Source organism: Mesorhizobium sp. RCAM 05104 (genome assembly GCF_059683645.1).
Genome location: NZ_CM185033.1, coordinates 3,820,047 through 3,839,179, shown reverse-complemented (window position 1 = coordinate 3,839,179; position 19,133 = coordinate 3,820,047). Strand labels below are relative to the sequence as shown.

At 63.8% G+C, this 19,133-nt stretch carries 23 protein-coding genes; 9 read left to right on the top strand and 14 right to left on the bottom strand.

Features of this window, described 5'->3' with window-relative positions; all coding sequences use genetic code 11:
- Positions 1-24: 24 nt before the first annotated feature.
- On the top strand, positions 25-729 hold the full coding sequence (gene dnaQ, locus AC56QP_RS18750) for a DNA polymerase III subunit epsilon (RefSeq protein WP_489858595.1): 705 nt from the start codon (positions 25-27) through the stop codon (positions 727-729).
- 82 nt (positions 730-811) lie between these two features.
- Here dnaQ and secB read toward each other — a convergent pair whose 3' ends face one another.
- Both secB and AC56QP_RS18740 read right to left on the bottom strand, forming a co-directional pair.
- Entirely contained in the window at positions 812-1,312 is a 501-nt protein-coding gene (gene secB, locus AC56QP_RS18745; RefSeq protein ID WP_109663564.1) for a protein-export chaperone SecB, read from the bottom strand.
- Between the two features lie 125 nt (positions 1,313-1,437).
- Positions 1,438-1,938, bottom strand: a complete 501-nt coding sequence (locus tag AC56QP_RS18740) for an FxsA family protein (RefSeq protein WP_489858596.1) — start codon at positions 1,936-1,938, stop codon at positions 1,438-1,440.
- A 213-nt stretch (positions 1,939-2,151) separates the two neighbouring features.
- Here AC56QP_RS18740 and AC56QP_RS18735 point away from each other — a divergent pair, with 213 nt between their 5' ends.
- From AC56QP_RS18735 to AC56QP_RS18720, 4 genes are all read left to right on the top strand, one after another.
- Positions 2,152-2,859 (top strand): Tim44/TimA family putative adaptor protein, encoded by a 708-nt coding sequence (locus AC56QP_RS18735; RefSeq protein WP_256753290.1) that lies wholly within the window; start codon positions 2,152-2,154, stop codon positions 2,857-2,859.
- A gap of 127 nt (positions 2,860-2,986) precedes the next feature.
- Positions 2,987-4,093, top strand: coding sequence for a murein transglycosylase A (gene mltA, locus AC56QP_RS18730; RefSeq protein WP_489858597.1), 1,107 nt, complete (start codon positions 2,987-2,989; stop codon positions 4,091-4,093).
- Entirely contained in the window at positions 4,090-4,635 is a 546-nt protein-coding gene (locus AC56QP_RS18725) for a Smr/MutS family protein (RefSeq protein ID WP_489858598.1), read from the top strand. Before mltA ends, AC56QP_RS18725 begins: the two co-directional genes overlap by 4 nt.
- Positions 4,632-5,000, top strand: a complete 369-nt coding sequence (locus AC56QP_RS18720; RefSeq protein WP_489858599.1) for a helix-turn-helix domain-containing protein — start codon at positions 4,632-4,634, stop codon at positions 4,998-5,000. Before AC56QP_RS18725 ends, AC56QP_RS18720 begins: the two co-directional genes overlap by 4 nt.
- A 93-nt stretch (positions 5,001-5,093) precedes the next feature.
- On the opposite strand, the gene AC56QP_RS18715 is transcribed toward AC56QP_RS18720, so the two are convergent.
- The 4 genes from AC56QP_RS18715 to AC56QP_RS18700 all read right to left on the bottom strand — a co-directional run bounded on the left by AC56QP_RS18715 (position 5,094) and on the right by AC56QP_RS18700 (position 8,497).
- Positions 5,094-5,348 carry a hypothetical protein gene (locus tag AC56QP_RS18715; protein ID WP_489858600.1) on the bottom strand — a complete coding sequence of 85 codons (255 nt, stop codon included), beginning with the start codon at positions 5,346-5,348 and terminating at the stop codon, positions 5,094-5,096.
- A 365-nt stretch (positions 5,349-5,713) separates the two neighbouring features.
- A complete protein-coding gene (locus AC56QP_RS18710; RefSeq protein WP_489858601.1) occupies positions 5,714-6,331 on the bottom strand; it encodes a transglutaminase-like cysteine peptidase in 618 nt (205 codons plus the stop codon).
- 288 nt (positions 6,332-6,619) lie between these two features.
- Positions 6,620-7,897, bottom strand: a complete 1,278-nt coding sequence (locus AC56QP_RS18705) for a polyhydroxyalkanoate depolymerase (protein ID WP_489858602.1) — start codon at positions 7,895-7,897, stop codon at positions 6,620-6,622.
- Positions 7,898-8,128: 231 nt separating this feature from the next.
- Positions 8,129-8,497 (bottom strand): septal ring lytic transglycosylase RlpA family protein, encoded by a 369-nt coding sequence (locus AC56QP_RS18700; RefSeq protein ID WP_489858603.1) that lies wholly within the window; start codon positions 8,495-8,497, stop codon positions 8,129-8,131.
- A gap of 309 nt (positions 8,498-8,806) precedes the next feature.
- On the opposite strand from AC56QP_RS18700, the gene AC56QP_RS18695 reads away from it, so the two are divergent.
- The 4 genes from AC56QP_RS18695 to AC56QP_RS18680 all read left to right on the top strand — a co-directional run bounded on the left by AC56QP_RS18695 (position 8,807) and on the right by AC56QP_RS18680 (position 11,471).
- Positions 8,807-8,992 carry a hypothetical protein gene (locus tag AC56QP_RS18695; RefSeq protein WP_489858604.1) on the top strand — a complete coding sequence of 62 codons (186 nt, stop codon included), beginning with the start codon at positions 8,807-8,809 and terminating at the stop codon, positions 8,990-8,992.
- 422 nt (positions 8,993-9,414) lie between these two features.
- On the top strand, positions 9,415-10,383 hold the full coding sequence (locus AC56QP_RS18690) for an ABC transporter substrate-binding protein (RefSeq protein ID WP_489858605.1): 969 nt from the start codon (positions 9,415-9,417) through the stop codon (positions 10,381-10,383).
- Positions 10,380-11,096, top strand: a complete 717-nt coding sequence (locus AC56QP_RS18685) for a L,D-transpeptidase (RefSeq protein ID WP_489858606.1) — start codon at positions 10,380-10,382, stop codon at positions 11,094-11,096. The genes AC56QP_RS18690 and AC56QP_RS18685 overlap by 4 nt, the downstream gene beginning before the upstream one ends.
- A gap of 39 nt (positions 11,097-11,135) precedes the next feature.
- On the top strand, positions 11,136-11,471 hold the full coding sequence (locus tag AC56QP_RS18680) for a hypothetical protein (protein ID WP_489858607.1): 336 nt from the start codon (positions 11,136-11,138) through the stop codon (positions 11,469-11,471).
- Between the two features lie 216 nt (positions 11,472-11,687).
- Here the strand turns inward: AC56QP_RS18680 and AC56QP_RS18675 are convergent, their stop codons facing one another.
- From AC56QP_RS18675 to tauA, 8 genes are all read right to left on the bottom strand, one after another.
- Positions 11,688-12,503 carry an ATP-binding cassette domain-containing protein gene (locus AC56QP_RS18675; protein WP_489858608.1) on the bottom strand — a complete coding sequence of 272 codons (816 nt, stop codon included), beginning with the start codon at positions 12,501-12,503 and terminating at the stop codon, positions 11,688-11,690.
- 9 nt (positions 12,504-12,512) lie between these two features.
- The gene (locus AC56QP_RS18670) at positions 12,513-13,289 is read right to left on the bottom strand and encodes an ABC transporter permease subunit (protein WP_489858609.1); all 777 of its coding nucleotides are present in this window, start codon (positions 13,287-13,289) and stop codon (positions 12,513-12,515) included.
- On the bottom strand, positions 13,286-14,449 hold the full coding sequence (ssuD, locus tag AC56QP_RS18665; protein ID WP_489858610.1) for an FMNH2-dependent alkanesulfonate monooxygenase: 1,164 nt from the start codon (positions 14,447-14,449) through the stop codon (positions 13,286-13,288). Before ssuD ends, AC56QP_RS18670 begins: the two co-directional genes overlap by 4 nt.
- Positions 14,450-14,525: 76 nt before the next feature.
- On the bottom strand, positions 14,526-15,479 hold the full coding sequence (locus tag AC56QP_RS18660) for a sulfonate ABC transporter substrate-binding protein (RefSeq protein WP_489858611.1): 954 nt from the start codon (positions 15,477-15,479) through the stop codon (positions 14,526-14,528).
- Positions 15,480-15,672: 193 nt separating this feature from the next.
- Positions 15,673-15,861 carry a hypothetical protein gene (locus tag AC56QP_RS18655; protein ID WP_489858612.1) on the bottom strand — a complete coding sequence of 63 codons (189 nt, stop codon included), beginning with the start codon at positions 15,859-15,861 and terminating at the stop codon, positions 15,673-15,675.
- Between the two features lie 26 nt (positions 15,862-15,887).
- A complete protein-coding gene (gene tauC, locus AC56QP_RS18650; protein WP_489858613.1) occupies positions 15,888-16,748 on the bottom strand; it encodes a taurine ABC transporter permease TauC in 861 nt (286 codons plus the stop codon).
- The gene (locus AC56QP_RS18645; protein WP_489858614.1) at positions 16,745-17,518 is read right to left on the bottom strand and encodes a taurine ABC transporter ATP-binding protein; all 774 of its coding nucleotides are present in this window, start codon (positions 17,516-17,518) and stop codon (positions 16,745-16,747) included. Before AC56QP_RS18645 ends, tauC begins: the two co-directional genes overlap by 4 nt.
- A 192-nt stretch (positions 17,519-17,710) precedes the next feature.
- Positions 17,711-18,724: a taurine ABC transporter substrate-binding protein gene (gene tauA, locus AC56QP_RS18640; RefSeq protein ID WP_489858615.1), complete on the bottom strand. Its 1,014-nt coding sequence runs from the start codon at positions 18,722-18,724 to the stop codon at positions 17,711-17,713.
- Between the last annotated feature and the right edge of the window lie 409 nt (positions 18,725-19,133).

Genomic DNA, 19,133 nt, shown 5'->3' with positions numbered 1-19,133 from the left:
CCCGGCCTCCAGCAGACTGATTCGATGCGCGAGATCATCTTCGACACGGAAACCACCGGCCTCGATTCGCGCGACGACCGCGTGATCGAGCTTGGCGGCGTCGAACTGGTCAACCGCTTCCCGACCGGCCGCACCTTCCACCACTATATCAATCCGCAAGGCCGCCCGATCCACGCTGAAGCGCAGGCCGTGCACGGCATCAGCGCGGCGGACCTCGTCGGCAAGCCGACCTTTGCCGAGATTGCCGAGGAGTGGCTGGCCTTCATCGACGGCGCCAAGCTGGTTGCACACAACGCCACCTTCGACATCGGCTTCCTCAATGTCGAATTCGGCCGGCTGGGCCACCCGGTCATCGACAACGGTCTTGTCGTCGACACGCTGGCGCTGGCGCGCCGCAAGCATCCGATGGGCCCCAATTCGCTCGACGCGCTCTGCCGGCGCTATGGCATCGACAACACAAGGCGCACCAAGCATGGCGCCCTGCTCGATTCCGAACTGCTGGCCGAGGTCTATATCGAGCTGATCGGCGGCAAGCAGGCGGCGCTCGTCCTCGACAGCGCAACCGCCCCCGCCCAGGGCAGGGAGAATGTCCGCCAGATCGAAATCACGATAAGCCAACGCCCGGCGCCATTGCCATCCCGCCTGACCGACGCCGAGCGCGACGCCCACACCGGCATGGTCGCCGCGCTGGGCGAAAAGGCGCTTTGGCTGAAGGTTGCGGCTGGCTGATTTCCCCCGCAGCGACCCGCCGACATCTCAAACAAAAAACCCGGCGCGAGGCCGGGTTTTTCGGGAATTCTGCAAGGCAGGATCAGCTCACCTTGACCTTGGTGGCGGCCTGGTCCTCGGCCAGCTTCTGCTGGAACATCTGCGCGAAATCGATCGGGTCGAGCATCAGCGGCGGGAAGCCGCCATTGCGCGTCGCCTCGGCAATGATCTGCCTGGCGAACGGGAACAGCAGGCGCGGGCATTCGATGAACAGGATCGGCAGCATGTGTTCCTGCGGGAAGCCGCTGATCGCGAACACGCCGCCATAGACCAGCTCGACATTGAACAGCACTTCCTGGTCGAAGGAAGCCTTCGCGTTCAGCGTCAGGTTGACGTCGAACTGCTTGTCGGAGAGCGGATTGGCGTTGACGTTGACGTTGATGGCGATGCCGGGCGCCTTGTCGCGGCCGCGCAGCGAATTCGGCGCGCCGGGGCTTTCGAAGGAGAGATCCTTCACATACTGGGCCAGAACGTTGAGCGACGGCTGTGCCGCATTGCCGTTTCCGTTGGCTGCGCCGACCGGCGCGTCATCTTTGCTGGCCATGAGCCGTTGTCCTTTTGCCTGGGCAGCATCGCTGACCGAATTGAAATCGGGCGTTCGCTACCATGGTCGGCATGACAAGACAAGGTTTGCCGCCTTGCTTGTGGCGACCCGGGAACGCTCCTGCCTCAATCGTCCTTCAGGCGCCGCCAGGGCGAGTTGTGGTCGGGACCGCGTTTCAAATCGTCCTCGCGCGAATAATCGCCGTCGTCGAGATCGATGACCCTGTCGCGCGGCCGGCCGCCAAAGCCCCCGGTGGTGAAATTGGTGGCCACGACGATGCGGCCCTTGAACCTGCGCCAGGCAAGGTCGCGCACCGGCGGCAGGAACAGGAGCAGGCCGATAATATCCGTGATGAAGCCGGGGATGATCAAAAAGATCGACGCGACCACGATCATGGCGCCATGGGCTAGCTGGCGGCTGGGATCGCGGCCGGCATCCATCTCGGCGCGGATCCGGGTCATCACGCCGAAACCCTGGTGCCTCAAGAGCAGCACGCCGGCGATGCTCGACGCCAGCACCAGCCCGACCGTCGCCAGCGCGCCGATCTCGCGACCGACGACCACGAAGCCGGCGATTTCCAGAAGCGGGAGCGCGAGGAGAAAAAGAGGAAGGAATGAAATACGCAAGTCTTGCCAACCCTTCCGATCGTCAGGCCGTTCAATGTTTCGGCCGCCGGCGAGCAATCGCCGCTGGCACTGGGCCTGTTAGATAGGTATGCCTGCCTTTGATTTGAATGATTGCGCCTTGCGTTCTATATGCTTTGAATGTTGAACGCTATGCGACCGCGGCTCCTTGGCCGGACGGTCCGGCCAAAAGGCAGGGATTGATTGGCGGAAGATATGGGATTCTTCGACTTCGGCACGATTTTCTTCCTGATTGCGGCGGTGGTCATCTTTTTCCAGCTGCGCAATGTGCTGGGCCGTCGTACCGGCAGTGAACGGCCGCCCTTCGACCCCTATACCGCGGCCCGCGGCGGTGACAAGGATGCCGCTCAGAAATCCGAAAATGTCGTTTCGCTGCCGCGCAAGCGGTTGCCGGGCGAGCCGGCGGCCGACACCTACGCGGCGATCGACGCCTTCGCCAAGCCTGACAGCGACCTCAACAAGGGCCTGCGCACGATCAAGGACAACGACCCGTCCTTCGATCCCAAGGGCTTCGTCGACGGCGCCAAGATGGCCTACGAGATGATCGTCATGGCCTATGCCGACGGCGATCGCAAGACGCTGAAGAACCTGTTGTCGCGCGAGGTCTATGACGGTTTTGTCGCCGCCATTGGCGAACGCGAGGCCAAGTCGGAAAAGATCCAGTCCTCCTTCGTCGGCATCGACAAGGCCGACATCGTTTCGGCCGAGATGAAGGGTGGCGAGGCCCATGTCACGTTGCGCATCATCAGCGAGCTGATTTCGGCGACCCGCGACAAGGCCGGCGCCGTCATCGATGGTGACCCGGAAACCGTCGCCGAGGTCAAGGATGTCTGGACCTTCGCCCGCGACACGCGCTCGCGCGATCCGAACTGGAAGCTGGTCGCCACCGAGGAAGAAGACTGAGCCCCGATGCATGTCGCCCAAAAGTGCGAAGCGGTTTTGGGAAAACGACAGGCATCAACCCCAGGATCCGAAGCGCGTCGCATGGCCCTCTTCAAGCACGACGCGCTTTAGTCGAAGGCGGGCTCCGGTGTCGCTGTCGCCTCTCCTTGTCGGAAAATCGTTTGAGGATCTCCCCGGCTGGGGCGATGACGACCATCTGGCGGCCTTCGCGGCCTTCCGCCGCTCCGCCTTTCATGTCCTGAACAAACCCTATCGCACCGGTTCGCTCGGTATCGACTTCAACGCCTTCGCTGACGCCTACACCGAGGCCCGCACCGTTTCGCCGGCGAATCGGTCGCAGGCCCGTGCCTTCTTCGAGCGCCATTTCATTCCGACGCATGTCCGCGCCGAGAACGGCGGCCCAGGCCTCGTCACCGGCTTCTACGAGCCCGAAATCGAGGCGTCGCCGGTGCAAACCCGGCACTTCTGCGTGCCGCTGCTGTCGCGTCCGGCCGATCTCGTCGATATCGACGACGCCAACCGGCCACCCGGCATGGACCCCTATCTCGCTTTCGCGCGCCAGACGCCGGGCGGGCCTGTCGAATATCCCGACCGTGGCGAGATCGAGCGCGGCGCGCTCGCGGGCAAGGGGCTGGAAATCGCCTGGCTGGCCGACAAGGTCGATGCCTTCTTCATTCACGTGCAAGGGGCGGCGCGGCTGAACATGACCGATGGCCGGCTTCGCCGCGTCACCTACGCGGCCAAATCCGGCCAGCGCTTCACCGGGCCCGGCAAGATCTTGAGCGAGATTGGCGAGATCCCGCTCGAGAAGGTGACGATGCAGTCGATCCGCGCCTGGTTCAAGGCGCATCCCGGCCGTGTCGATGAAATCCTCTGGCGCAACCGCTCCTATATCTTCTTCCGCGAGGCGGATGTCGACGATGCGGCCCTCGGTCCGATCGCCGCCGCCAAGGTGCCGCTGACGCCGGGCCGCTCCGTCGCCGTCGACCGACTGCTGCACACATTCGGTACGCCGTTCCATATCGACGCTCCGTCGCTGATCGCTTTCGATGGAAAACCGTTCCGTCGCCTGATGATCGCGCAGGACACCGGCTCGGCCATAACCGGGCCGGCGCGGGGCGACCTGTTCGCCGGTTCGGGCGACGCGGCCGGCGAGATCGCCGGTGTGGTGCGCAATGCGGCGGACTTTCACGCGCTGGTGCCGCGCGCGCTCGTTTCGGGTTCGAATCGATGACCCGGCGCCCAGACAGGCTGAGCGAAGCCAAGCTAAGCGAGGACGACCGGGTTCTGTGGAACCTGGTGGCGCGCACGGCCAAGCCGCTGAAGGGCAGGACAGCCGTCGACATTCCCGACATCGGCGCCGAGCCCAGGCCTGCGCCGCCGCAACCAGCGCCGCTCGCCGGCGCTCCGGCCGGCGCGGCGAAGCCGAAGGCACAACATGTCGCGCACGCGCTCGATGAGCCGACGCTTGACAAACTGTCGAAAGGCCGGCTGCCGATCGAGGGCCGCGTCGACCTGCACGGCCTGACCCAGGACGAAGCCTATTCGCTGCTGTTTTCGTTCCTGCATCGCGCGCATGCCGGCGGCATCCGCTATGTGCTGGTCATCACCGGCAAGGGCTCGTCCTCGGGCGGCGACGGGGTGCTGCGGCGCGCGGTCCCGGCCTGGCTGTCGACGCCGGCCTTCCGGCCGCTGGTCTCCAGCCACGACCATGCCGCGCGCAACCATGGCGGCTCAGGCGCGCTCTATGTCCGCTTGCGGCGGGTGCGGTCATGACCCCCTTCGGCGAGAAGTTGCGCGCGCTGCGCAGCGAACGCGGTGTCAACCAGAAGGACATGGCGGCGGCGATCGGCGTCAGCGCCGCCTATCTGTCGGCGCTGGAACATGGCCGGCGCGGTGCGCCGACCTGGACGCTGATCCAGAAGATCATCGGCTATTTCAACATCATCTGGGATGACGCTGAGGAACTGGCGCGGCTGGCCGAGGCCTCGCACCCCCGCGTTAAGCTCGACACGTCGGGTCTGGATTCCGCCGCCACCGAGCTTGCCAATCTCCTGGCCGAGAACATCGAAAAACTCGACGAGGCCGAACTTCGCCGCATCACCGCGTCGATCCGCGCGGCGCTGGGCCGGCGGCCATAGCCCAGGCGATTTGCGCCAGACGGCGCGAGTTCTCCTGCTGGCGCCGGCGTCCGCTTCACCTGAAGGGCCCGCCGGCGGTCAGCAGCGATGAGATCACGGCTTGCCGGCCGCGCCGCCCTTGTTTCCGCCGCCATTGGTGCTGGGGCCACCATTGTCGTGATGGTCGCGGCCACCGTTTCCACCGCCCAGGCAGTCCGATGCGCCGGCGGCGCTGCAGCAGCGACCGCTCCACAGATCATTGAGCGTGGTCTTGGCGCAGCTCGTGACGGTCTGGTCAGCCAGAGCGGATCCGGTCAGGGCCGACACGGCCGCGGCGGCGAGAAGGGCATTCCGCAGAAAAGCAGTCATCTGAGTTCTCCATGGTTGGGTTTCTGTCGTCCACGGCTGTGTGTCGCCGGGCGAACGGAAATGGTTCATGGAGAAATGCGGAATTGTTAGAGGGCGCGAAGTGCGGAATTCGCAGCGCCGCGCTGCCCCTCATCCGCCTGCCGGCACCTTCTCCCCGTATAGTGACGGGGAGAAGGTGATGGCCGGGACATTGGCGCCACCTTGCAACGGCGAAAATTGGCGAAATCATTGATGGGAGCGTCTTTCTCCCCGTTGCCAACGGGGAGAAATGTCCGGCAGGACAATGAGGGGCAGCGCCGAGTTTGGCTATTTGCCGAAAGTAGCTGAAGACGCGTGATCGTGCTTCGGATACGTCGCGCCTGTGTTTACTGGACCGCGCCGACCAGCACCTGCTGACCGCCCCGGATCGAGACCCAGCGACCGGTGTTGTCGATCGCCTGCCGCTTGAGGAAGCGATAACCGGTCTGGTCCCACGGCTTGACCTTGTCGGTCAGATTGTCGAGCACGTAGTCGCCCTTGTCGGTGCGCACTGTCAGCACCGCGTGGCCCTCGCCGTCGGGCTTGCGCACCACGGTGATCAGCAGATCGGCAAGCGAGATGCTCATGCGCGAAAGCTCGCGCCGCTTTTCCAGCACATAGTCTTCGCAGTCGCCGACGCCCTTGTCGGGATAGGCCCAGACCTCGTCCTTGCCGTAGATTTCCATGTCGCTCATCGGCTTGACGGCGGCGTTGACCTTGGCGCTGACACTGATCAGCTTGCGCATCAGCCCATCGGTCATCGGGGTGGGCGCGAGATTGGTCGGGCGGATCGAGCATTCGCCCGGATTGAGCCTGCAGAAATCATAGTGGCCAATCGGCTGCGAGGTCAGCCCCCCGGTCGCCATTGCTCCGGCCGCCAAAGCTGGTGCCACCCAGCCTCCCGTTGCTGCCAGCCCGGCCAACACGCACAAGCGCAGCCTTCGTGCCATAGGTGAGGAAATCATTGTCCCCGCTCGCCCTTTGTTATTAACGAAAGGTTAAGGGCGATTGACAGTCCGTGTCAATTACGACGACGGGCGGATTAGCAGCATGGTTACCCGAGCGGCAGGACAGCGTCTATTGTGCAACAGAATCGGCCGCCACCCTCATTCTGGCGGCCAATCGGCGTGGATTGTCGCTGCCGTACTCAGAACGCGTGGGCTCGAACCGCGTCAGTCGGCGCGGTTTAAGCCTTTTGTACTACGAGCCATTGTCCCGCATGACCGCGCACCGTTGGCACAGGCCCGTGGGCATTATTTCTTGGCGGTGCGGACCAGCTTCGGTTTCACCGCAACGCGGTTCTGTCGGCCATAGCTGGTGATGAAGTCGACGATGCGCGGCACGATTTCGGAGCGGAAGCGCGAGCCGTTGAACACGCCGTAATGGCCGACCGCCGGCTGCATGTAGTGGGCGTGCCTGTCGGCGGGGATGTTGGGGCACAGATCATGTGCCGCCTTGGTCTGGCCAAGGCCGGAAATGTCGTCATTCTCGCCCTCGACCGTGAACAGCGCGACATTGCGGATCTCCGACGGGTCGATCCTGGTGCCGCGATGCGTCATCTCGCCCTTCGGCAAGGCATGGCGCACGAAGACGGTGTCGACGGTCTGCAGGTAGAACTCCGCCGTCAGATCCATCACCGCCAGGTATTCGTCATAGAAATCGCGGTGCTTCTCGGCATTGTCGCCATCATGCTTCACCAGGTGCATGAAGAAGTCCTTGTGGGCGATGATGTGACGGTCGAGGTTCATGCTCATGAAGCCGGAAAGCTGCAGGAAGCCCGGATAGACCTCACGGCCGAAACCAGGCACCGGCCACGGCGCGTTCATGATGACGTTGTCGCGGAACCAGTCGATGCCCTTTTCCTCGGCCAGAAGGTTCACCGCGGTCGGGTTGCGGCGGGTGTCGATCGGTCCGCCCATCAAGGTCATCGTCGAGGGAACGAAGGGGTCGCCGCGCGTTTCCATCAGCGCAACGGCGGCAAGCACCGGCACGGAAGGCTGGCACACAGCCATCACATGCGTGTCGGGCCCCAGCGTGTGCAGCATGTCGATGATGTAGTCGATGTAGTCGTCGAGATCGAAACTGCCATCCGCCAGCGGCACCATGCGGGCATCGACCCAGTCGGTGATATACACGTCGGCATGGGGCAGCATCGCCTCGGCCGTGCCGCGCAGCAGCGTCGCGTAGTGGCCGGACATCGGCGCCACGATCAGCAGCTTCGGATCCGGCCGGCGCCCGGCTGGCAGTGCGCGTTCGAAGCGGACGAGATTGCAGAACGACCGCGACCAGACGGTCTTTTCGGTGACCTCGACGCTCTTCCAGTCGACCACCGTCTTGTCGAGGCCGAACGTCGGCTTGCCGTAGCGGCGCGTCGTGCGCTCGAACAATTCGGCGGTTGCCGCGATCGAACGGCCCCAGGCCGTATGGGAAACCGGATTGAGCGGATTGGAGTAGAACATCCGCACCGCGTCGGCGTAGAGGCGCGCGGGCTGCATGGCAGCGTGGTTCATTTCATAGAGCTGGTAGAACATCTAGAACCCCGCTGCTGCTGCCGACCGAAGGGACGACGAGCAGCGCCGAGCCCTGGATATCTCGCGGCGAGGTTAACAACTAATTGTTGCGATGCAATACGTCACGTTGCGTGACCAATGGTTCTTTCGTCCAAAGCGTTGAAAAACCGCCTCGAACGGCGCAGCCGGCTCAATGTGCATTGCGAAGTGTATAGGAAATGTGTCCGACCTTCGCGCCGGACACATGCGACATCAGACGCGCGCCATGCAGACGGCGGTGTGGCCCGAGCCGATGAAGCCGAGTTGGCCGGCGGCACCCTTCGACAGGTCCAGCACGCGCCCCTTGATGAACGGGCCGCGATCGTTGATGCGGACGACGACGCTGCGGCCGTTGTTCTGGTTGGTCACCCGAAGCTTGGTGCCGAAAGGCAGGGTGCGGTGGGCGGCGGTCAAAGCCGAAGGATTCATGCGCTCACCCGATGCGGTCCTGGAATGCAGGGCATACCACGAAGCGCGGCCGCACTGGCCGGCGGCGGCGGTTGCCGAAGAGGCGGAGGCGCCGACCATCAGGCCAGCAACGATCGTTACCGCGACAAGCGCGGTCTGTTTCGTGTTCTTCATTTTTTGGGGATGACTCCGTTTTTGACAGACCCCAGCCGTTAGGTAGCGAATAAGGCGGGAAATGCGGCAATCATCTGGCGGTTCCGTGGCGAAGGCACACGTTTGGAGTCGCTGGGTAACAGTCTGTTAGTGATATTCCGGGGCGCGATGATCAATTCATCATGATCTTCGTGCCGATATCCGAGATTTGTTTGACAAGATCGGGCGCTGATATCCAAGTAGAAGTCGGCGTGATCGAGCCGCTTCCTTTGGCTCTTTCATCGCGGCGATGACACCGCAACAGATCGACTTGGGAAGGGATATCGGACAGTGAGACTGACCAAAAATCTGCTGGCCTTGATCGTTCTTGCCCTCGGCGCGCTATGGTCGCTGCAAGGCATCGGCGTTGTCGGCGGAAGCTTCATGACCGGCCAGTCGCAATGGCTCTATGTCGGCATCGTCACCATGCTGGTCGGCCTTGCCGGGCTGGCGTGGGCGAACCGCTCGCGCAACTGACACATCGAATACAGGCCCGCCACGGCCGGCATCCCCAAGGAAACGTATCAGGACCGGATGCCGGTTTGAACGTGCGATCTGGCGCGGAGAACCGCCAAGCTAGCGTCGACATCCTTGGCGGGTTTTGCAGGTCACCATAGCCAGCAATTTGGCGATCCTTCATCCGATACCGTTGGAAGCAGGTCCGCGAGAGGAGGCTAATAAGGTATTATCTTCGGATTCGCCGAGTGTTGCACCAAGCGAATTATGCTCCCGCCAGATGGGGTTGCGTCGGGCTGTTCGATCTTGATTTATTTGCGCCAAAAGAGGATATTTATTCTGGCTAGCACACATATATTAAGCAGAGCGCATATTTATATATTGTATTGACGCATCGCTGTCCTCAGCCGAATTCCGAAGGAGCACGTGAAGAGGATCACTTGATGGTCGACCTGGTGAAACTGGCATTGAAAGTGGCGGTGGTCGCCTCGGCGATTGTGCTCGGCGATGTTCGCACCCAGGCTGCCGATCTTGTTATTGCGATGCCGAACTGGTCGTCGGGCCAGGCCACGGCCAACATCCTGAAGGTGAGCCTCAAGAAGCAGTTCGGGATTGATGCGGATGTGGTGGAGATGGGCACCCTGATCGCATTCGCCGGCCTCGACTCCGGCCAGGTCGACATCCATCCGGAAGTCTGGCTGCCCAACCTCGACAACCTCGTCAAGAAGTATGTCACCGATGCCGGTACGGTCGCGATCGGCCCGATCGGCGTTCCGGCCTGGCAAGGCATCTGCGCCAACAGGACAGCAGCCGACAAATACGGCTTCAAGGACATTTCCGACCTCAGTGATCCGAAGAAGACCGAAGCGCTCGACACGGACGGGGACGGCAAGGGTGAGATGTGGATCGGCGCCGAGACATGGTCTTCGACCACAATCGAGCGCATCCGCGCCAACAGCTACGGCTATGCCAAGAACCTGACGCTGCTCGAGATGCCGGAAGATGTGGGCATGGCGGCTGTCGATGCGGCGGAGGCGGCGGATCGACCGATGGTCTTCGCTTGCTACGCGCCACATGTGGTTTTCAAATTGCACGACATCGTCCGCCTGACCGAACCGCCATACGATGCCGCCAAATGGAAGATCGTCCTGCCGACGGAGGACCCACAGTGGCTTTCGAAATCGAACGCCGCCGTTGCCTGGGATACGGCTCACTACCACATCGCCTACGCGACTTCGCTGCGTAAGAAACATCCGGAGGTGGTTCGCTTCCTGGAGCACGTCGACTTCAAGCCGGAGGAGGCGATCGACATGAGCTATGCGCTCCAGGTCGAGCGGCAGCCGCCCTATGCCTACGCCGAGCAATGGGTGGCCAGGAACGAGGCGCGCGTCGAAGGGTGGGCCAAGCAATGACCAGGCTCTCGAAGACAAGGTCCGGCACGGACAAACGGGCGAGGGGGACTGACGGCGGGCATGCGGCAGGCCTCGCGGTTGTGCTGGCGCTGGGGTTGGTTTTATCCACCGCCGCGTCCCTTGCCGCGGGAACCCAGGTCTACGATCCCAAGACGCGGCAATGGACGGATTACAATCGCACCAAGGCCTACCGGTATTACAAGCTTCACAAGCAGGTGCCGGAACCTTTTCGGCCGCAGGTGGTCAAGTTCCGGACCGCGGAGCAGCCCGGCACCATCATCATCGATGGCAACCAGCATTTCCTCTATCTCGTTCAGCCTGGCCAGCAGGCGATCCGCTACGGCATCGGGGTCGGCAAGGACGGCTTCGGATGGGCAGGCATCGTCAAGATCGGCCGCATGGCGGAATGGCCGACCTGGACGCCGCCTGCCGAAATGGTTGCCCGCGACCCCAATGCCCGCCCGTGGGCCAACGGCATGCCTGGCGGCCCCGATAATCCGCTCGGCGCACGAGCGCTTTACCTCTACGAAGGCGACCACGACACGATCTACCGCATCCATGGCACGCCTGAACCCTGGACGATCGGTCTGGACGTGTCCTCCGGATGCATCCGCATGAACAATGGCGACATCATCGACCTGCATTCACGCGTCAAGGTCGGGGCGAAGGTCATCGTATTGATGCAGGGTGCTGCCCTCTACAAGGGCGTCTGATCGAGGACGGGCGTATAATTCGACATAGGGGACAGGACTATGGCCACGATGACCCGCACGCAGTTCCGGTTGAGGCACTGGATCATTCACGGCTCAGCCTCGATTGTCATCGCAATGGTTCTTGGGGCATGCCAAAGCGCCCCGACACCCGACCAGATGTCGAGGACCACGGTCGAAACCGCACCTGCCGATCTCCAGCTTCTTTGCGCCGGTGAGGCGGCGAAAGCGAGCGGGGTCGATAGCAGCAAGGCGTTGCCGACCAGTTCGCGCAAGCTCGATTCCAAGAGCTACCAGGTCGAACTCAACGTCGCGGGAAAACCAACGAGTTGCATCGTCGATACCGGCGGCAAAGTGGCTTCGGTTCAGCCGGCCTGACGGCCGAGAGCCGAATGCGGCGAAGAGGGCCGTCGGCCGTGACGGTTCCCTGGCCTTTCGCGGCGGGTCCATATCGCCTCGTCACCATGATGGTCGGCCTCGCCGGGCTGGCGTGGGCGGATTGTTCGCGGAGCTGAACTGCGTTGTGCAACGAGTGCTGGCAATCCTTCGCGCGCCCCTTTGTCCTGCCGACAGATCCAACGTTGTGCTTGCCCTCTAACTGAACAGACGGTCCAGAATCGTACCTTCGAGACGAGCAAGTTCGGCGGAACCGCGCCGCCGCGGCCGCGCGATGGGCACGTCCAGGTCGAGCGCGATCTTGCCGGCGCTGATCACCACGACCCGGTCGGCCAGCGCAACCGCCTCGGCGACATCATGCGTGACCAGCACGGCGGTGAATTTCTGGGCGATCCAGATGCGTTCCAGCAATTGCTGCATCTCGATGCGGGTCAATGCGTCGAGTGCGCCGAGCGGCTCGTCGAGCGCCAGGATCCGCGGGTGGCCGACCAGCGCGCGGGCCAGCGCGACACGCTGCTTCTGGCCGCCGGACAGCACCGATGGCCATTCGTCGGCACGATCGGCGAGGCCGACCTCGCCAAGAATGTCGAGCGCGCGTTGCCTGGCGTCCGCGCCGGACGCGATGCCGGTCAGCCCGACCTCGACGTTCTTCACCACGCTGGCCCAGGGCAGCAGCCGCGGCTCCTGGAACATGAACCGCGTGCGGCTGTGTCCTTGGTCTTCCACCCCGCCTTTTTCTTCGGCCCGGAATGTCAGCGATCCCGCCGTCGGCCGGTCGAGCCCGGCCAGCAACCGCAACAGCGTGCTCTTGCCACAGCCGCTCTTGCCGATGACGGCGACGAACTGCCCGACCGGTACGTCCAGATCGATGCCGTCGAGAACGATCTTGTCGCCGAAATTCTTGCCCACGCCCTTGAAGGCAAAGGCGCGCGGTGTTTCGATGAATTGCTCCGGAGGCAGCAGCGGTGGCGTGGCGACAAACGAGCGGACGGCGGCGAGGCTGGCGGCGGGCATCGAAAACCCTCAAATGTTCTGGAAGGCGGGATGCCAGCCAAGCGACAGCCGCTCGAGCAGGCGGGCGAGACTGTCGGCGAGCTTGCCGAGCAGCGCGTAGATCAGGATCGACAGCACGACGACATCGATCAGCAGGAATTCGCGCGCCTGCATGGCCATGTAGCCGAGGCCGGAGCTGGCCGAGATGGTTTCGGCGACGATCAGGGTCAGCCACATGATGCCCAGGGCATAGCGCAGGCCGACGAAGATCGCCGGCAGCGCGCCGGGCAGGATGACGCGGAAGAACAGTGCGCTGCGATCCATGCCGTAGACGCGGCCCATCTCGACCAGCTGCGGGTCGACGCTCTGGATGCCGAGCAGGGTGTTGACGTAGATCGGAAAGAACACGCCGAGCGCCACCAGGAACAGCTTTGCTTCCTCGTCGATGCCGAACCACAGGATGACGAGCGGTATCAGCGCCAGATGCGGAATGTTGCGGATCATCTGCAGCGTCGTGTCGGTCAGGCCGCGGCTGAGCCGCGACAGACCGTTGGCGAGGCCAAGCGCAAAGCCGATCGAGCCGCCGATGGCGAATCCGGCAAGCGCGCGCGCCGTGCTGACGCCGATGTTGCGGATCAGTTCGCCCGACAGCGTCAGCCGCCAGAAGGCCTCGGCGACGGCACTTGGCGCCGGCAGCACGTTAGCCGGCATGACGCCCGCGCGGGAAGCCGCCTCCCATCCCGCGATCACCAGCACCGGCAGCAGCCAGCCGATGCCATCCCTGTGCAGGCGCGTGGAAAAGCTCATGACGCGGCCTGCAGGCGGGCGGCGCCGTGGAAGCCGACCGAGAATTCGTTGGCGATGTCTTCGCGGGCTTTCGGCCGCCTGGTGCCGAGCCCGAGCTTCGGAAACAACAGCTCGGCGACGCGGTAGGCTTCCTCCAGATGCGGATAGCCGGAACCGATGATGGTATTGATGCCGATCGCCTGGTATTCGCGAATGCGCTCGATGATCTGCTCCGGCGTGCCGACCAGCGCCGTGCCGGCGCCGCCGCGCACCAGTCCGACGCCGGCCCACAGGTTGGGCGACACGACCAGCCGGTCGCGGCGGCCGCCATGCAGTTCGGCCATGCGGCGCTGGCCGACCGAGTCCATCTGGTTGAGGAAGCGGGCCTGCGCGTTTTCGATCTGGGCGTCGGTGACGTGGCTGATCAGCCGGGCGGCGGCGCGCCAGGCTTCGTCCTCGGTTTCGCGAACGATGAAATGCAGCCGGATGCCGAAACGCAGCTTGCGGCCGCGCAGCGCCGCCTTCCTGCGTGCCGAGGCGAGCTTTTCGGCGACCTGTGCCGGCGGTTCGCCCCAGGTCAGGTACATGTCGACGAGATCGGCGGCGAGGTCCTGTCCGGCATCGGACGATCCGCCGAAATAGAGCGGCGGCCGCTCCTGGCTCGGCAAAAGGTCGAGGCGGCCGTTCTCGACGCGGTAATATCTGCCGTCGAAATTGACGCGCTCGCCGGACACCAGCCCGCGCCAGATGGTCAGGAATTCATGCGCCTGGGCATACCGTTCGTCATGCGGCAGGAAGATGCCGTCGCCGGCAAGCTCGGTCGGGTTGCCGCCGACCACGACATTGAGCAGCAGGCGGCCATTGCTCAGCCGGTCGAGCGCGGCGGTCTGGCGTGCGGCGAAGGTCGGCAGCGTCACGCCGGGCCGCAGGGCGACAAGGAATTTGAGTTTTTCGGTCAGCGTGGCGAGTCCCGTCGCGGTAATCCAGGAATCCTCGCAGTTCTGCCCGGTCGGCAACAGCACGCCGGGAAAACCGAGCCGGTCGACCGCCTGCGCGATCTCTTTGAAATAGCCGAACTCCGGTGGCCGCTGCTGCTCCTCGGAGCCGAGATAGGAACCGTCGCCATGCGTCGGGATGAACCAGAAGAAATCGAGGGGCGCGGTGTCGGCTGGCGTGGTCATGAAGGCCCTCCTGGAGATGTGGGCGGAAACGGCAATGGCGCCGGGCGTTCTCGACCCGGCGCCGTGTGACGAAAGATCAGTTGCCCGGCGCGGTCCACACCGCGTCGGAAATGCGGACGGCGTTCGGGATCAGGCCGAGCTTGAAGAAGCGGTCGGCGGTCGCCTGCTGGCCGGCGATGATCTCGTCGGTGATCGGAAAGATGCCGAACTTGGTGCGGTTGGCGGCGATCGTCTGTGCGTCGAGTGGCACCCCGGTCACCTCATGCAGCGCCTCGGCCACCTTGTCGCGGTTCTGGTCCGCCCATTTGGCCGCCTCGCCAAGGGCGGCGATCGTCGTGGTGACGACTTCAGGATGCGCCTTGGCGAAATCCTTGTTGGCGAGGAAGTAGGTGTTGACCTTGAGCACCTCGCTGGAGCGCGCCAGCACGCGCGGCTGGTAGCGGGTTTCGGCGATGGCGAAGAACGGATCCCAGACAGTCCAGGCGTCGATCTGGTCGCTGGCGAAGGCGGCGGCCGCATCGGCCGGGCTGAGATAGACCGGCGTGATCTGGTCGAAGGGGACACCTGCCTTCTCCAGCGCCGCCACAAGAAGATTATGCGCACTGGTGCCCTTGCCGACGCCGACGCGCTTGCCCTTGAGGTCGGCGACCGACTGGATCGGCGACGCCGGCTTGACGAAGATCGCCTCGCCGTCGCCGTTGGACGGCAGTGCTGCCGCATAGACGATGTTGGCGCCGGCCGACTGACCGAAGATCGGCGGGGCGTCGCCGGTCCAGCCGGCATCGATGGCACCGACATTGAGCGCCTCCACCAGCGGCGGTCCGGCGGTGAACTCGACCCACTTTACCGTGACGCCCTTGTCGTTCAGCGCCTTCTCGATCACCTGCTGCTGCCTGGCGATCACCGGCAGGCCGGTCTTCTGATAGCCGATGCTGAACTGCTTCAACTCCTGCGCCGCGGCGCCGAATGATACGGCAACGCTTGCCGCCAGCAGGCCGATGCCGAAAACGCGCCTCGTCAGATTGAACATGATCCCACTCCTTCAATGCCGATCGGCGCCGGGAAATTTCCTCGCCGGGTTGGAAGATGGATCAGGCTAGGTAGTTCTATAAATTTAGTAGAGAAATGATTTTGTGAGTTAGGTAGAGAAGATAGAATTATGTTCTAAGGATTGGCGCAAAAAGATCGCCGGCCTTCCTTCATCACAGCGTTTGTGTGCCCCTTCACTGCGACCAGTACTGCCAGGCCCAGTAGAAACTTTCGTCGCGCGGCGGCAAGCGGTCACGCTCGGCGTCCCATCGAACGGGCACTGGCGATCTGGATTCGTCTTCGAGGGGTTGCCTGTCCCCGACGTGGACGAGGCGAAGCCAGTTGCCAAGATGGGCGAACAGCACGGCGGTGGAATGGGTCATCGTCATTCTCCTGCGCTTGCGGTTGATCATTCCCTTCCCGCCCACGGGACGAGCACGCGCTCGATCCGGCGGATGGTGAATTCGAGTACGAAGGCGATGGCCGCGATCACCAATATGCCCATCACCACGACGTCGGTGACGAGGAACTGGGCGGCCGACTGGATCATGAAGCCAAGCCCACGCGTCGCCGCCACCAGTTCGGCGGCGACCAGCGTCGACCAGCCGGCGCCGAGCGCGATGCGCAAGCCGGTCAGGATCGAGGGGAGCGCGCTGGGCAGGATCACGTGGCGGACCACTTGGCGCTTCGTCGCGCCAAGCGAACGCGCCGCGTTGATGCGTTCTTGCGAAACACCACGAACGCCCGACGCGGTCGACAGCGCCACCGGCGCCAGCATGGCGATGGCGATCACCAGGATCTTCGACGGCTCGCCGATGCCGAACCAGATGATGACCAGCGGCAAGTAGGCGAGCGGCGGGATCGGCCGCAGGAATTCCAGCAGCGGATCGAAGATGCCGCGCCCGACGGTGCTGATGCCGATGGCCAGCCCGACCGGCACGCCGACGAGGATGGCGGCAATCAGCGCCGCGAACACACGGCCCAGGCTGGCGGCGACATGCTGCAGGAGCGTTGCGTCGACAAAGCCGTCGCGGGCGACGACGATGAATTTGTTCCACACGGCGACCGGCGAGGGCAGGAACACCGGCGACACCAGCTGCAGGCGGGCCGACAGCGCCCATACCGCCAGCACCACCAGGATGGTGGTCGCGCTGACCATGCGCGCCGAAACACCGGCCCGCTTTGGGCGTGGCCTGGACCATGGCACTGACAGTCCGTCGGCGTCGTCGATCTTCTGGTTTGGCCGTTCCGTGTAAGAGGAAATGGTCATGCCGCTTCTCCTTCGAAGATGGCATCGGTCAGCTCGCCGCGCGCCGCCGCGAAGGCCGGGTCGGCCTTGATCGCGCGAATGGTTTCCCCGGCTGCGTAGCGCCTGGAGAAACCGGGTTCGAAGGTTCGCACGACGCGGCCCGGGCCAGGAGCCAGGACAACGATGCGGGTGGCGAGCACCAGCGCCTCCTCGATGCCGTGCGTCACCATCAGCACGCCGACATCGCTTGCCGTCCACAGGTCGAGCAGCGTCGTCTGCATGCGTTCGCGCGTTAGCGCATCGAGCGCGCCCAGCGGTTCGTCGAGCAGCAGGAATTCAGGTTCGGCGGCGAGCGCCCGGGCCAGGCCGACACGCTGGCGCATGCCGCCGGAAAGTTCCCAGATGCGCTTGTCACCGGCGTCAGTGAGCTTGACCAGCGCCAGCAGTTCATCGGCGCGGCGTGCTCGCTCGGCCGGCCTGATGCCGCGCAGCCGCAGGGCAAAGGCAACGTTCTCGCGTGCCGTCAGCCACGGAAACAGCGCGTCGTTCTGGAACACCACCGCCCGGTCCGATCCCGGCGCGGTGATCGGTTTGCCGTTGATCGCCGCACTGCCGCGTGCCGGCATGACCAGGCCGGCGGCGACATTGAGCAGCGACGTCTTGCCGCAGCCGGAACGGCCGACAAGCACGACGAAGTCACCCTTGGCGACATCGATCGACACCCGCTCGACGGCAGGCGCCGCCTGGCCGTCATAGTGGATCGAGATTCTGTCGAGCACGAGATGCGGCATGGGCCCTCACGGGAGGTTCGTTCAAATCCGCCTGCCCCGAACCGCTCCTCGTCGGCGGTTCCGGGGCAGGCGGCACGCGGCGTCAGGGAAGAAGATCCGCGCGTGTTCCGGGCAATTCCAGGAAAAGCGTGAAGCGGCTTTCCCGGGAAAAGCGCACAGCGCTTCCCCTTGGGAATTGCGTGAAAACGAACGTCAGTTCGAAGCCAGCGCTTCGGTGACGTATTTCGATGTCACGTATTTCGAATAGTCCGGCAGGACGGCGTCGATCTTACCCTGCTCCTTGAGGAAGGCGGATGCCGCTTCGATCGCCTTGATCGTGCCGCCGCCGAGGAACTTGTCCGAGGCCTGCTCTTCCAGCGTCGGGAAGACATAGCCCTTGAGCAGCTGCGGCACCTCCTCCAGCTTGGCGCCGGTGATCCTGGCGATTTTCTCGGCCTGTGGCGACGACACCGACCAGGCGTCGGGCTTGGCCAGGAATTCGGCATAGGCAGCGCCGGTCACCTTGACGAAGTCGCGCACGGCTTCCGGGTTCTTCTCGGCGAAGTCGGCGCGTACGATCCAGGCGTCGAAGGTCGGCGCGCCCCAGGCGGCGACCTGCGAGGAATCCAGCACGACCTTGCCGCCGGTCTTGATCTGGCCGAGCGCCGGGTCCCAGACATAGGCCGCGTCGATGTCGCCACGCGCGAAGGCGGCCGCGATTTCCGGGGGCCGCAGATTGAGGATCTCGACCGACTTCGGATCGACGCCTTCATGCTTCAGCGCCGCGAGCAGGCTGTAATGCGTCGTCGAGACGAACGGCACCGCCACCTTCTTGCCGGCGAGGTCGGCGACCTTCTCGATGCCGGCGCCGTTGCGGGCGACCAGCGCTTCGGATTCGCCGATCAGGCCGACGACGAAGATGGTCTGGATGGGAAGCTCGCGGCTGGCCGCCGCCGCCAGCGGGCTCGATCCGACATAGCCGATGTCGACCGAGCCGGAGGCGACCGCGGCGATGACATCGGCGCCGGAATCGAACTTGCGCCAGTCGATGGCCGCCTTGGTCGCCTTCTCATAGGCGCCATCGGCCTGCGGCACTTTCGAGGGCTCGACCACCGTCTGGTAGCCGATGGTGATCTTGAGATCCTGCGCCTCGACCGGGCCAAGGAAGGCGGCACCCGCGAGTGCCGCCGACGACAGGAGAAGGATGCGTCGCGAAATGGTGGACATTAAGGGCTCCATGAAAACAGAGAAAATCGGATTGCCCCATGATTGTCAGCTAATTCTATCGTTCTTGTAGAGTTAAATCCTTCTAGCCGAAGCCGGTTGTTGGAAAAAAGTCATCTGCCAAAGGCCCGCGAAGTGGATTTGATGGCCAAAAAGCCCCCTTGTCGTCCGCCTCGCAACCGGCATGGCGGGACGCGCAGCGCCAGCGAGCACAAGCGAAACGCCATCCTGTCACCGGAACTTTCTACGCGAGCCGCCAATTCAGCAAATTTAGACTGAAAAAAGCCGATGAATTGGAATGAGTTTCCATGCGTTCGGCATTAAGTATAGTATTCTTATCGACATTAGGGAGTTGAGAACGCCGATGAACCACCTCACGAACGGCAACCCCCGATCCGCCCGCGGAACACTA

Bases quoted from the DNA above. Each gene is read 5' to 3' on its own strand.
- dnaQ (WP_489858595.1), top strand. From the start codon at position 25: ATGCGCGAGATCATCTTCGACACGGAAACCACCGGCCTCGATTCGCGC.
- secB (WP_109663564.1), bottom strand. From the start codon at position 1,312: ATGGCCAGCAAAGATGACGCGCCGGTCGGCGCAGCCAACGGAAACGGC.
- AC56QP_RS18735 (WP_256753290.1), top strand. From the start codon at position 2,152: ATGGGATTCTTCGACTTCGGCACGATTTTCTTCCTGATTGCGGCGGTG.
- AC56QP_RS18725 (WP_489858598.1), top strand. From the start codon at position 4,090: ATGACCCGGCGCCCAGACAGGCTGAGCGAAGCCAAGCTAAGCGAGGAC.
- AC56QP_RS18720 (WP_489858599.1), top strand. From the start codon at position 4,632: ATGACCCCCTTCGGCGAGAAGTTGCGCGCGCTGCGCAGCGAACGCGGT.
- AC56QP_RS18715 (WP_489858600.1), bottom strand. From the start codon at position 5,348: ATGACTGCTTTTCTGCGGAATGCCCTTCTCGCCGCCGCGGCCGTGTCG.
- AC56QP_RS18710 (WP_489858601.1), bottom strand. From the start codon at position 6,331: ATGATTTCCTCACCTATGGCACGAAGGCTGCGCTTGTGCGTGTTGGCC.
- AC56QP_RS18705 (WP_489858602.1), bottom strand. From the start codon at position 7,897: ATGTTCTACCAGCTCTATGAAATGAACCACGCTGCCATGCAGCCCGCG.
- AC56QP_RS18700 (WP_489858603.1), bottom strand. From the start codon at position 8,497: ATGAAGAACACGAAACAGACCGCGCTTGTCGCGGTAACGATCGTTGCT.
- AC56QP_RS18690 (WP_489858605.1), top strand. From the start codon at position 9,415: ATGGTCGACCTGGTGAAACTGGCATTGAAAGTGGCGGTGGTCGCCTCG.
- AC56QP_RS18685 (WP_489858606.1), top strand. From the start codon at position 10,380: ATGACCAGGCTCTCGAAGACAAGGTCCGGCACGGACAAACGGGCGAGG.
- AC56QP_RS18680 (WP_489858607.1), top strand. From the start codon at position 11,136: ATGGCCACGATGACCCGCACGCAGTTCCGGTTGAGGCACTGGATCATT.
- AC56QP_RS18675 (WP_489858608.1), bottom strand. From the start codon at position 12,503: ATGCCCGCCGCCAGCCTCGCCGCCGTCCGCTCGTTTGTCGCCACGCCA.
- AC56QP_RS18670 (WP_489858609.1), bottom strand. From the start codon at position 13,289: ATGAGCTTTTCCACGCGCCTGCACAGGGATGGCATCGGCTGGCTGCTG.
- ssuD (WP_489858610.1), bottom strand. From the start codon at position 14,449: ATGACCACGCCAGCCGACACCGCGCCCCTCGATTTCTTCTGGTTCATC.
- AC56QP_RS18660 (WP_489858611.1), bottom strand. From the start codon at position 15,479: ATGTTCAATCTGACGAGGCGCGTTTTCGGCATCGGCCTGCTGGCGGCA.
- AC56QP_RS18655 (WP_489858612.1), bottom strand. From the start codon at position 15,861: ATGACCCATTCCACCGCCGTGCTGTTCGCCCATCTTGGCAACTGGCTT.
- tauC (WP_489858613.1), bottom strand. From the start codon at position 16,748: ATGACCATTTCCTCTTACACGGAACGGCCAAACCAGAAGATCGACGAC.
- AC56QP_RS18645 (WP_489858614.1), bottom strand. From the start codon at position 17,518: ATGCCGCATCTCGTGCTCGACAGAATCTCGATCCACTATGACGGCCAG.
- tauA (WP_489858615.1), bottom strand. From the start codon at position 18,724: ATGTCCACCATTTCGCGACGCATCCTTCTCCTGTCGTCGGCGGCACTC.